The organism is Mesorhizobium sp. M4A.F.Ca.ET.090.04.2.1 (assembly GCF_003999085.1).
Taxonomy (GTDB): Bacteria; Pseudomonadota; Alphaproteobacteria; order Rhizobiales; family Rhizobiaceae; genus Mesorhizobium.
In genome coordinates, this window is sequence record NZ_RZOT01000182.1 from 1 (window position 1) to 10,399 (window position 10,399).

A 10,399-nucleotide genomic window follows, 5' to 3' on the forward strand; every position below is an offset into this window, starting at 1 on the left:
CTCGCCGGCGCGGCGCGCAAGGTCGATGGCAAAGCGCGTTCGCGCGTCGAGGTCGTTGGTCACAGGCGTGCTCGCTGCCGGGAAAGCGTGGTCCGCCCATAGCAAAAGCCGCTGCCCTGCAAAAGCGGCAAAACCAGTGAATGGCCTCAGGCCGCCCGCGACAGCGACTTGTGGACGTAGGCAAGGATCTCGAACGAGCGCACCCTGGCCGCATGGTCGAAGATCTGCGCCGTCACCATCAGCTCGTCGGCGCCAGTGCGGCGTACGAAGGCATCGATGCCGAGCCTCACCGTCTCCGGCGACCCGACGACGGCGCAGGACAGCGCCTGGCCCAGCATGGTCTTCGCCATCGGGTCCAGCGTCTGCTCGTAGCCCTCGACCGGCGGCGGCAACCGGCCGGGCCGGCCGGTGCGCAGATTGACGAAGGCCTGCTGCAGCGAAGTGAACAAATGCCGTGCCTCGGCGTCGGTCGGCGCGGCGAAGACGTTGAGGCCAAGCATGACATACGGCCTGTCGAGTTCGGCCGACGGCTGGAAGCGCGAGCGGTAGACCTCAAGTGCATGGTCTAGCTCGGCCGGCGCGAAATGCGAGGCGAAGGCGTAAGGAAGGCCGAGCAGGGCGGCGAGTTGCGCGCCGTACAGGCTGGAGCCGAGGATCCAGACCGGCACCTTTTGGCCTTCGCCGGGCACGGCGCGGATGCGTTGACCCTCCTCGGCCGGCTGGAAATAGCCCATCAGCTCGACGACGTCCTGCGGGAAATTATCGCTGGCCTCGAGATTGCGGCGCAGCGCCCTGGCGGTCATCATGTCGGTGCCCGGCGCGCGGCCTAGCCCGAGGTCGATGCGGCCGGGAAACAACGCCGCCAGCGTGCCGAACTGCTCGGCGATGACCAGCGGCGCATGGTTGGGCAGCATGATGCCGCCGGCGCCGACGCGGATCGTTTTTGTGCCCCCGGCGACATGGGCGATGACCACCGAAGTCGCGGCACTGGCTATGCCCGGCATGTTGTGATGCTCGGCCAGCCAGTAACGCCTGTAGCCGAGGCGTTCGGCATGGCGGGCGAGGTCGAGCGAGTTCGCCAGCGAGCGCGAGGCATCGCTGCCTTCGGCGATCGGCGACAGGTCAAGGACGGAAAGGGCTGTCATTTCTCAGCGCTCCACGATGCTCTTTTCCCGCAGCCTGGCCTCGAAGGCAGGCCGGTCCGGGATGACGATGTCGATCTGGTTTTCCAGCACGTCGGCAAGTTCGGCCGCCGTCGCGATCTCCCGCTGCTCGGTGCGGCCGCCGACATGATGCGTCGACAGCCGGTTGTTGCGCAGCGCGTAGCGCCGGTCGGGCAGGGCGCGCGCCGCGATCACCGAGGACAGGAAATGCGAGCTCGGATGCGTCGACAGGAAGTGGCTGCTGACCGCATAGTCGACCTCGTAGCTGCGCTGCATGTCGAAGCGGTAGACGTTGCGCCAGGCGCCGCCGAGTTCCACCTGCAGGCGGAAGTGATCGTCCGTCTCCACGAGGCGGAAGGTTTCATGCGGGGTCTGCTGCTCGGGTCCGGCTTCGAGCAGCAGCGGCGCCGTCAGCGTCAGCCCGCCGAAGCCGACATCGGCAAGATGGGTGCGGCCGTCGAGCTCGACACGCAGCAGCATGTGGCTGCGCGCGGTAACGGCGTCGTCGGTCTGGCCCCACAGGACCCGCGCGGCAAGGCCGCTCACCTCGAAGCCGAGCGCCGTCAGCGCATGCAAGAGGATCAGATTGTGCTCATAGCAATAGCCGCCGCGGCCGCGCGCCAACACCTTGTCCTGCAGCGAGGCGGGATCGAGCTTGACCGGATGCCCGAGAAACGGATCGAGGTTCTCGAACGGGATCGCCTGCGGATGCTGCCGGTGCAGCGCTTTCAGCGTCGCCAGCGACACCTCGGTCGGACCGCGATAGCCGATACGGGCGAAATAGGCATCCAGGTCGAAGGAGGCGTTGGTCATGAAGGAGGTCCGGCTTGACCGGCTCGATATAGGCACTCGCTCCGGGTCCGACAAACAGCGCGGCCAACAATTGCCGGGCTGGGTCAGGTCCGGACCTTGCCGTTCTCCTCGGCCGTATCCTCCTCGACGACGACGCTGTGCTGTGCCGCCAGGAAATTGCCGACATGGCTCAGCCCTTCGAAGTGGTCGCAGAAGACCTTGATGACGACCAGCAGCGGTACCGCCATCAGCGCGCCGACGAAGCCCCACAGCCACGACCAGAAGGCAATGGCGATGAAGACCGCCACCGCGTTGATCTCCAGGCGTCTGCCGACCACCATCGGTGTCACGAACTGGCCCTCTACCAGGTCGCACAGAAGCACGAAGGCCGGCGCCAGCAGCGCATAGGAGATCGAGTCGAAGCTGATCAGCGCGATCACCGTGACCAGCAGGATCGTCATCAGCGCCCCGACATAGGGCAGGAAGTTGAGCAAGGCGGCGGCCGCGCCCCAGACCATTGGGTTGGGCATGCCGAGCCCCCACAGGCCCAGGCCAATTACCGTGCCGAGGCCGGCATTGATGATGGTAACGGTAAGCAGGTAATGCGAGATCTCGCGCTCGACGTCGTAGACGACCCGCAAGGCCCGCTTCTTCTCGCTGAGGCTGGCGAACGACTGGATGATCTTCTCGTAGAACATCGTGCCCGAGGCGAGCAGGAACAGCGACAGCACGAAGACGATGGTGATGCCGGTGCCCGCCGACAGGATGTTGCCGGCGGCGGAAGACAACATGCCGGATTGCGCCAGCACGACCTTCTGGACGTCGGGCTCCTGCGAGGTCTCGGTCAACCCTTCCAGCTGATGCGAGATCTGCATGATCTTTTCGAACGGCTGCCTGAGCTGTGCCAGGCGCTCGGTCAGCTGCAGGCCGATCGAGGGGGCCTTGTTGATGAGGTCAATGACCGGGCCGCTGAGCAGATAGCCGGCGCCGGCGACGAAAATCACCGACATGAGCACAAGCAGCGTTGCAGACAGCGCATCGGGCACGCCGCGCTGGCGCAGGAAGCGCACGATCGGCGTGAGCGTCAGCGCCAGCAGGAAGGCGAGGATCACCGGCATGAAGAAGGCGCGCCCGAAATAGAGCGCATAGACGGTCATCAGAATGAAGATGCCGATGAGCAGGGACCGCATCAAATGCGTGTCCGCTCGCGCGGCCTCGCGCGGGTCCGGACTCCCTGCGGCACCGGCGCTACCCGAAGCGGTCGGTTCGGCCTTCATCGCTTTCCTCGGGCACACCGCGACACGCGGCTTCCCTGCGAAAACGCCCGCGTAGCTGCAAGGTTCCGTTAGCCGGCAATGACCCCTTGGCCCGGATGGGATCAGGTCACGCGACCCGATCAGGCGACGGGCTCGGCGGGCGCGATCTTCGCGGTCTCCCTGCGGACGATCGGCGCCACCCTGGTGCCGTAGAGCTCGATCGCCTTCATGATCTTGGCGTGCGGCATGGTGCCGATCGCCATCTGCAGCAGGAAGCGGTCATTGTTGAAGATCCGGTGCTGGGCGACGATTTTCTCCGCCACCTGTTCGGGATTGCCGACGAACAAGGCGCCGTTCGGCCCGCGCGACTGGTCGAAATGCGCCCGCGAGGTCGGACCCCAGCCGCGCTCGCGGCCGATGCGGTTCATCACCTCGGCTTGCGGCGCGTAGAAATCGTCCGCCGCCTGCTCGGTGGTTTCGGCGATGAAGCCGTGCACGTTGAGGCTGGTGGCGAGGCTTGCCGGATCGTTGCCGGCCCGTCTGGCGGCCTGACGATAGACCTCGAACAGCGGCGCAAAGCGCGCCGGCTCGCCGCCGATGATGGCGAGCGCCAGCGGCAGGCCGAGCGCGCCCGCGCGGGCGGCGGACTGCGGGGTGCCACCGATGGCGATCCAGACCGGCAGTTTCTCCTGGAAGGGGCGCGGATAGACGCCACGGCCGTTGATCGGCGCGCGCAGGCGTCCTTGCCACGTCACCTTGACGTGATCGCGGATGGCGAGCAGCAGGTCGAGCTTCTCGGCGAACAGCTCGTCATAGTCTTCGAGGTTGAAGCCGAACAGCGGGAAGGATTCGATGAAGGAGCCGCGTCCGGCCATGATCTCGGCGCGGCCGCCGGACAGCAGGTCGAGCGTCGCGAACTGCTGGAAGACGCGCACCGGATCGTCGGAGGAGAGCACGGTGACAGCGCTGGTCAGCTTGATGCGCCTGGTGCGCTCGGCCGCTGCGGCAAGCGCCACGACCGGCGCCGAGGCGGCGTAGTCGGGGCGGTGGTGCTCGCCCAGTCCGAACACGTCGAGGCCGACCTGGTCGGCCAGTTCGATCTCCTCGATCAGATTGCGCAACCGCTCATGCGGGCCGATGGCGCCCGGCCCGGGTTCCGGGCTGACGTCAGCGAAAGTGTAGAGACCGAGTTCCATGCCGTGCCATCCTGATGACTTTGTTTCGATGTTTGTGCGTCGCGCTGGAGATAGCTACCCGCCCGCCGCGCCGCCAGAGGCGCGGACTGTGAACACTGCATGTCGGTTTTCGCGCGGGATTGTGACGTCTCCCAGTTGCAACAGCCCAGAATTTCATGGCTGGCATACCGTTTTGGCGCTTGAACTATCGGTTTTCGCGCGTATGTAAGCGTCGCGAATTGACTTCAGGGAAGTGGACTTGGCTATCTACAGGGAAAAAGACATTTTCGAGCGGCGCAATGCCGCGAACGAGGCAAAGAAGGCGCTTCTGGAGCGCTTCAAGTCAAAGCCGGCGGCGGACGATCCTGCAGTGCTGGCGCGACAAGCCGAACGCAAGGCAATCCTTGAGGCGCGCGCGATACGCGAAGCCGAAAAGGCCAGGCTGAAGCAGGAAAAGCTGGCCCGCGAAGCGGCTGAGAAGGCCGCGCGCGAGGCAGCTGCCGAGGCAGCGCGCATTGCCGCCGAAGAGGCGGCTGCGGCGGAGGCCAAGATCCGGGAAGCCGAAGAGAACGAGCGCATTTCCCGCTTGCTCGCCGACGAGGCCGAACGCAAGGCCAAGCGCGATGCGCGCTATGCCGCGCGCAAGGCGCGTGTCGGCCGGACGCCTCCGGGCTTCTCGGCCCGCTAACAGCGGTTTCGTTCGAAGAGCAGGTTCAGGGTCGCCAAGGGCGGCCCCGAACGCGTTTGCCGTGCGGCAAACGTCAGGCCACCAGCTTCAAGCCGACGATGCCGCAGACGATGAGGCCGATGCAGGCGAGCCGAACCACGGTCGCCGGCTCGCCGAGCAGCCAGATGCCGAGCAGCGCGGTGCCGACGGTGCCGATGCCGGTCCACACCGCATAGGCGGTGCCGACGGGCAGCGCCTTCAGCGCCAGGCCGAGCAGGCCGAGGCTGACGATCATCGAGGCGACGGTCAGCACCGTCGGCACCAGCTTAGAGAAACCGTCAGTGTATTTCAGGCCGATCGCCCAGCCGATCTCGAACAGGCCGGCGAAAAACAGGTAAATCCACGACATCGGGACGCTCCATTCGCTGCGTGCTGCCCACAAGGCGCGTTGCGGTCCAACTGTGCCGACGCGCGGAGCAGCACTGGGAGCACGGGTCGTCCCGGCCGGGTTTTGGGAGAGAAGCGAGGTCGTCCTCGCCACACTGATATAGGCAGTCCTCGGCCCAATCAACAAAACACCGGCAGCATGATCCATGCCGCCGGTTGTAAATCCGCGCCGTGACGGATCAGCCGAGGCCTATTTGTCCTTGAGCCGCGTCGCCTTCACCGGCGGCGCCTTAAGGGCCGGGGCCGCGGCGGGCTTCTTCGCGTCCTTCTTCGGCTTACGGGCTTCCTTGCCCGCCTTCATCGCACCTTTAGCCATGATTCGTTCCTCCGATTGTGGGCGATGAAGTGAAACAAGAGAAAAGCCGGACTGCAAGAGGACATTGTCGGACGCGCGTGGCGGCCTAGCCGCTGTCAACCGGTTTTCGCCGGTGAATCGCCTGTGGACCTTCGACGGCCGAGCGTTAATGCGCACCACGACGAAACGGAATCGGGCGTCGCGCTTTAAGTCTTTGTCTTGATGCTCTCCCCAAAACCGCTGCGCAGTTTTGGGCCACATGCATTAAGCTCCAGGCGTCAACCGGGACAGCGCGGCATGGCTGGGCATGGCGGATCGAAAAAGGTCATCTACGCGGCGCTTGCCGGTAATCTGGCGATCGCGTTGACCAAATTCGCCGCCGCGGCCTTCACCGGCAGTTCGGCGATGCTTTCGGAAGGCGTGCATTCGCTGGTCGACACCGGCAATGGCGGGCTGCTGCTCTACGGCATGCATCGCGCCGCCCGCCCGCCCGATCGCAGCCATCCGCTCGGCCATGGCCGCGAGCTCTATTTCTGGAGCTTCATCGTCGCCCTCCTCGTCTTCGCGCTTGGCGCCGGCGTGTCGTTCTACGAAGGCGTGGTGCACATCATGGCGCCGGAGCCGGTCGCCAATGTCATGGTCAACTATGTCGTGCTCGGCCTTTCCTTCCTGTTCGAGGGCAGTTCCTGGTATGTGGCGCTGATGGCGTTCCGCCGTGAGAAGGGCAGGCTGGGCTGGTTCGAGGCGGTGCGGCTCAGCAAGGATCCAAGCGTCTATACGGTGCTGTTCGAGGACAGCGCGGCGCTGCTCGGCCTGGTCGTCGCCTTTGCCGGCATATTGGCGGCGGAAGTCTTTGCCATGCCCGAGCTCGACGGCGCCGCCTCGATCGGCATCGCGCTGATCCTCGGCTCGACCGCGATCTTCCTGGCGCGCGAGAGCAAGGGCTTGCTCATAGGCGAGCCGGCATTGCCGGAGGTGCAGAAGAGGGTGCTGGCCATCGTGCAGCAGGATCCAGCGGTGCGGCGGGCGAACGGCGTTGTCACCGTCCATATGGGACCGCAAGAGATCGTCGCCGGCCTGAGCGTCGAGTTCGAGGACCATCTGACGGCGCCCGAGATCGAAGTCTGCGTCGAGCGGCTGGAGGCGCGGCTGAAAACCGAGATGCCGGAGATCACGCGGCTGTTCGTCAAGCCGCAGACGACCGGAACGTGGGAGCAACGCCGCAAGCTGATCGACGCCGCGTCCGGCGACCAGCCGATTTAGCCAAGTCATTGCATGGTCCGGTTGCCGCGCTAGAATCTCCAAGACTATCCAGGGAGAAGCTAGGATGAAAATCGACGGCGGGTGCCATTGCGGCGCCATCACCTACGAAGCCGAGGTCGACCCCGAAAAGACCTCGATCTGCCACTGCACGGACTGCCAGCAATTGACTGGCACAGCCTTCCGCGTGACGGTTCCAGCCCCGGAAAGCAACTATCGGATCACCAGCGGCTCGCCGAAGGTCTACATCAAGACCGGATCCTCTGGCGCCAAGCGCGCGCAGGGCTTTTGCGGCGACTGCGGCTCCCATCTCTATGCGACCTCGGTCGGCGATGGGCCGAAGATTTATGGCATCAGGGCCGGTACGTCGCGTCAGCGCGAGGAACTGATTCCGAGAAAGCAGGTCTGGCACCGCTCCGCACTGCAATGGTTGCCGGAATTCCAGGGCATGACGACCATCGAGGAGCAGTAGCGCCGCCTCAGTCGCCGTCCTCGACAACCCTCAGCCTCAACTGGCCGGTCTTGGAATCCGCCACTCTGGCGCCGGCCTCGACCCTGCCGCCGCGCGGCGCCTCCGCTTCGCCTTCGCCAAACTCCAGCGCCTCGATCTTCTGGCCGCGCTTGGTCACTTTAGACGTCGAGACCAGAATGTCGTCGATGTCCTTGGCCGACTGGGTAAAATGCGTCTGCAGCCGGCGTACCCGCTCGTCGACACGCCCCACATCCTCCATCAGCCGGATCACCTCGCCCTGGATCAGATGCGCCTGCTCGCGCATGCGGGCATCCTTCAGGATTGCCTGGATGACCTGGATCGACAGCATCAACAGCGACGGCGAGACGATGACGACGCGGGCCCGGTGCGCCTTCTGCACCACCGCCTCGAAATTCTCGTGAATCTCGGCGAATACCGATTCCGAGGGCACGAACATGAAGGCGGTGTCCTGCGTTTCGCCCTGGAGCAGGTATTTGTCGGCGATATCGCGGATATGCACCTCGATATCGCGCCGGAAGGCCTGCGCCGCGGTCTTCTGCATCTCCGCGCCTTCGGCGGCGCGGATGGCGTTCCAGGCCTCCAGCGGGAATTTGGCGTCGATGGCGAGCGACGGTGCGCCGTTCGGCATACGCACCAGGCAGTCCGGCCGGCTGCCGTTCGACAAGGTCGCCTGGAATTCATAGGCACCATGCGGCAGGCCATCGGCGACGATCGTCTCCATGCGCGACTGGCCGAAGGCGCCGCGCGTCTGCTTGTTGGAGAGGATCGCCTGCAGCTGCACGACCTGGCCGGCGAGCGACTGGATGTTGCCTTGCGCGGTATCGATCACCGCCAGCCGTTCCTGCAGCTTGGCCAGGCTCTCATGCGTCGATTTGGTCTGCTCGGTCATGGTCTGGCCGATGCGGCCGGTCATGGCGTCGAGACGCTGGCCGATCGACTGGGTGAGCTCGGCCTGCCGCGCCCCGAACACTTCGGCGATAGCACCCATGCGCCCCTGCATCTCGGCCTGGGCCTGCAGGATGCCAGCCATCCGCGCCTCGGCGTCGCGTGCATGGTCGGCGGCCTCCGCCGCGGCGATCGTGCGTGCCTTGGCCGAGCGCCACAGCGCGATGACCAGCGCAACGAAGAGGCCGAGGAACAGGATCGCTCCGAAGGCCAGCATATGGCCGAGCGTGAGCGTGCTGGCGCCGAGCCGGGCCACGGGTTCGGAAAGGATGGAGCTCAGGTCGTTCATAAGGGCAGCATAGATGATTCGGCCCCCCGGCACAGATCAAAACGTGAACAGGTCAAAGCTGCCCCGGTTGACGCTTTTCGCATGACGTCTTAGGTGAGACGCCATGTCGATCAAGCCACTTGTCATTCTACCTGATCCCGTCCTGCGCCAGGTGTCCAAACCGGTCGAGCGCGTCGACGCGCCCTTGCGCAAGCTGGCTGGCGACATGCTGGACACCATGTATGACGCGCCGGGCATCGGCCTGGCGGCCATCCAGATCGGCGAGCCGCTGCGCATGCTGGTCATCGACCTTGCCAAGGAGGACGAGACGCCGGCGCCACATGTCTTCATCAATCCGGAAATCCTCGAAAGCTCCGACCAGCGTTCCGTCTATGAGGAAGGCTGCCTGTCGATTCCGGATTACTATGCCGAGGTCGAGCGTCCCGCCGCGGTGCGGGTGAAGTATCTCGACCGCGACGGCAAGCTGCAGGAGATGCAGGCCGAAGGGTTGATGGCGACCTGCCTGCAGCATGAGATCGACCATCTCAACGGCGTGCTGTTCATCGACCACATCTCGAAGCTGAAGCGCGACATGGTCGTGAAGAAATTCAGGAAGCTCGCCAGGGACAAGGCGCCGGGCAAGCTGGTGGGCTAGGGGGTACCGTTTCTTGAGTCTGGGTGCAGATATTGATATCATTGATATCAATCTGAGGCACGCTGATGGGTGACATGCTGATCAGGGGTATTCCCGAACCTTTGAAACGTGAAATCGAGCAGGCGGCCCGCATCGGCGGCCAAAGCCTGTCGGGCAAGGCCATCGATCTCCTGCGCAAGGGCATCATCGCTGAGAAGGAAGCCCGGTCGGCGCCCGGTCTTTCGGCGTGGGATTCCATTCGCTCGGTGTTCGACGCCGAAGCCAGCGACGAATTTGTCGAAACCATGGATGAAATCGAAGCGGAGCGGAAACGAGACTTCGGCCGCCCGCCAGAGGATTTCGAGTGATCGTCCTCGACACCAACGTCATTTCCGAGACCAGCAAGCCTAAGCCCGACGAGAATGTGGTCGGGTGGTTTCGCAGACAGGATCTGCTTGCACTCCATCTATGCGGCCCGGTTGTAATGGAACTGTTCTTCGGCGCGGAACGGGTTTTGAACAGGACCGGGTCGGAACGCTATGTTCGTCAACTCGACCAATTGATTTCGCAGCAGTTTGACGGCCGTGTCGTCGATTTCTCCGGTTCGATCCCTGCGCTTGCTGGGAAGCTGCGTGCTGCACGGGAGGCAGTGGGGCGTCCCATCAGCCTCTCTGACGCCATGATTGCCGCCATATGTCTGGCCCACGACGCCACGCTCGCAACGCGCGACGTGCGCGATTTCGACGGGCTTGACCTGAAGCTTGTAAACCCTTTTGAAGTGGGCGCCTAAGCCAGCACGAAAATAGGATTGCACGACAAAATGTCGCTTCGCGTCATCTTCATGGGCACGCCGGAATTTTCCGTGCCGACGCTGCGCGCGATTGCCGAAGCGGGTCACGAGATCGTCGCCGTCTACACCCAGCCGCCACGCGCCGCCGGCCGGCGCGGGCTTGAGTTGACGCCGTCGCCGGCGCAGCGCGAGGCAGAGCGGCTGGGCATAGAGG

The 10,399-nt window shown here is 64.7% G+C and carries 13 protein-coding genes and 1 pseudogene; 7 read left to right on the forward strand and 7 right to left on the reverse strand.

Annotation, left to right across the window (positions count from 1 at the left end; translation table 11 throughout):
- Positions 1-146: 146 nt before the first annotated feature.
- From EN781_RS14805 to EN781_RS14820, 4 genes are all read right to left on the reverse strand, one after another.
- Positions 147-1,145, reverse strand: coding sequence for an LLM class flavin-dependent oxidoreductase (locus EN781_RS14805; protein WP_126057216.1), 999 nt, complete (start codon positions 1,143-1,145; stop codon positions 147-149).
- Positions 1,146-1,148: 3 nt separating this feature from the next.
- Positions 1,149-1,976: an arylamine N-acetyltransferase gene (locus EN781_RS14810; RefSeq protein WP_126057215.1), complete on the reverse strand. Its 828-nt coding sequence runs from the start codon at positions 1,974-1,976 to the stop codon at positions 1,149-1,151.
- Positions 1,977-2,059: 83 nt separating this feature from the next.
- Positions 2,060-3,232: an AI-2E family transporter gene (locus EN781_RS14815; RefSeq protein WP_126057214.1), complete on the reverse strand. Its 1,173-nt coding sequence runs from the start codon at positions 3,230-3,232 to the stop codon at positions 2,060-2,062.
- Between the two features lie 119 nt (positions 3,233-3,351).
- Positions 3,352-4,407 (reverse strand): LLM class flavin-dependent oxidoreductase, encoded by a 1,056-nt coding sequence (locus EN781_RS14820; RefSeq protein WP_126057213.1) that lies wholly within the window; start codon positions 4,405-4,407, stop codon positions 3,352-3,354.
- Positions 4,408-4,645: 238 nt separating this feature from the next.
- Here EN781_RS14820 and EN781_RS14825 point away from each other — a divergent pair, with 238 nt between their 5' ends.
- Complete coding sequence (locus tag EN781_RS14825; RefSeq protein WP_126057212.1) at positions 4,646-5,074, forward strand: DUF6481 family protein; 429 nt, start codon at positions 4,646-4,648, stop codon at positions 5,072-5,074.
- 73 nt (positions 5,075-5,147) lie between these two features.
- On the opposite strand, the gene sugE is transcribed toward EN781_RS14825, so the two are convergent.
- Together sugE and EN781_RS34360 are read right to left on the reverse strand one after the other, a co-directional pair.
- On the reverse strand, positions 5,148-5,462 hold the full coding sequence (gene sugE / locus EN781_RS14830; protein ID WP_126057211.1) for a quaternary ammonium compound efflux SMR transporter SugE: 315 nt from the start codon (positions 5,460-5,462) through the stop codon (positions 5,148-5,150).
- A 228-nt stretch (positions 5,463-5,690) separates the two neighbouring features.
- Positions 5,691-6,056, reverse strand: a complete 366-nt coding sequence (locus tag EN781_RS34360; RefSeq protein ID WP_189347582.1) for a hypothetical protein — start codon at positions 6,054-6,056, stop codon at positions 5,691-5,693.
- 36 nt (positions 6,057-6,092) lie between these two features.
- Here EN781_RS34360 and EN781_RS14840 point away from each other — a divergent pair, with 36 nt between their 5' ends.
- Positions 6,093-7,058, forward strand: coding sequence for a cation diffusion facilitator family transporter (locus EN781_RS14840; protein ID WP_126057210.1), 966 nt, complete (start codon positions 6,093-6,095; stop codon positions 7,056-7,058).
- 64 nt (positions 7,059-7,122) lie between these two features.
- A complete protein-coding gene (locus EN781_RS14845) occupies positions 7,123-7,527 on the forward strand; it encodes a GFA family protein (protein WP_126057209.1) in 405 nt (134 codons plus the stop codon).
- 7 nt (positions 7,528-7,534) lie between these two features.
- On the opposite strand, the gene EN781_RS14850 is transcribed toward EN781_RS14845, so the two are convergent.
- Positions 7,535-8,782 (reverse strand): DNA recombination protein RmuC, encoded by a 1,248-nt coding sequence (locus tag EN781_RS14850; RefSeq protein ID WP_127400093.1) that lies wholly within the window; start codon positions 8,780-8,782, stop codon positions 7,535-7,537.
- 103 nt (positions 8,783-8,885) lie between these two features.
- On the opposite strand from EN781_RS14850, the gene def reads away from it, so the two are divergent.
- From def to EN781_RS14870, 4 genes and pseudogenes are all read left to right on the forward strand, one after another.
- A complete protein-coding gene (gene def, locus EN781_RS14855; protein WP_126057207.1) occupies positions 8,886-9,416 on the forward strand; it encodes a peptide deformylase in 531 nt (176 codons plus the stop codon).
- A 65-nt stretch (positions 9,417-9,481) separates the two neighbouring features.
- The gene (locus EN781_RS14860; protein ID WP_126057206.1) at positions 9,482-9,763 is read left to right on the forward strand and encodes a plasmid stabilization protein; all 282 of its coding nucleotides are present in this window, start codon (positions 9,482-9,484) and stop codon (positions 9,761-9,763) included.
- Positions 9,760-10,185: a type II toxin-antitoxin system VapC family toxin gene (locus EN781_RS14865; RefSeq protein WP_126057205.1), complete on the forward strand. Its 426-nt coding sequence runs from the start codon at positions 9,760-9,762 to the stop codon at positions 10,183-10,185. Before EN781_RS14860 ends, EN781_RS14865 begins: the two co-directional genes overlap by 4 nt.
- Before the next feature lie 30 nt (positions 10,186-10,215).
- Positions 10,216-10,399: pseudogene (locus EN781_RS14870) on the forward strand (methionyl-tRNA formyltransferase); the annotation flags it as partial.

Bases quoted from the DNA above. Each gene is read 5' to 3' on its own strand.
- EN781_RS14805 (WP_126057216.1), bottom strand. From the start codon at position 1,145: ATGACAGCCCTTTCCGTCCTTGACCTGTCGCCGATCGCCGAAGGCAGC.
- EN781_RS14810 (WP_126057215.1), bottom strand. From the start codon at position 1,976: ATGACCAACGCCTCCTTCGACCTGGATGCCTATTTCGCCCGTATCGGC.
- EN781_RS14815 (WP_126057214.1), bottom strand. From the start codon at position 3,232: ATGAAGGCCGAACCGACCGCTTCGGGTAGCGCCGGTGCCGCAGGGAGT.
- EN781_RS14820 (WP_126057213.1), bottom strand. From the start codon at position 4,407: ATGGAACTCGGTCTCTACACTTTCGCTGACGTCAGCCCGGAACCCGGG.
- sugE (WP_126057211.1), bottom strand. From the start codon at position 5,462: ATGTCGTGGATTTACCTGTTTTTCGCCGGCCTGTTCGAGATCGGCTGG.
- EN781_RS34360 (WP_189347582.1), bottom strand. From the start codon at position 6,056: ATGTGGCCCAAAACTGCGCAGCGGTTTTGGGGAGAGCATCAAGACAAA.
- EN781_RS14840 (WP_126057210.1), top strand. From the start codon at position 6,093: ATGGCTGGGCATGGCGGATCGAAAAAGGTCATCTACGCGGCGCTTGCC.
- EN781_RS14845 (WP_126057209.1), top strand. From the start codon at position 7,123: ATGAAAATCGACGGCGGGTGCCATTGCGGCGCCATCACCTACGAAGCC.
- EN781_RS14850 (WP_127400093.1), bottom strand. From the start codon at position 8,782: ATGAACGACCTGAGCTCCATCCTTTCCGAACCCGTGGCCCGGCTCGGC.
- def (WP_126057207.1), top strand. From the start codon at position 8,886: ATGTCGATCAAGCCACTTGTCATTCTACCTGATCCCGTCCTGCGCCAG.
- EN781_RS14860 (WP_126057206.1), top strand. From the start codon at position 9,482: ATGGGTGACATGCTGATCAGGGGTATTCCCGAACCTTTGAAACGTGAA.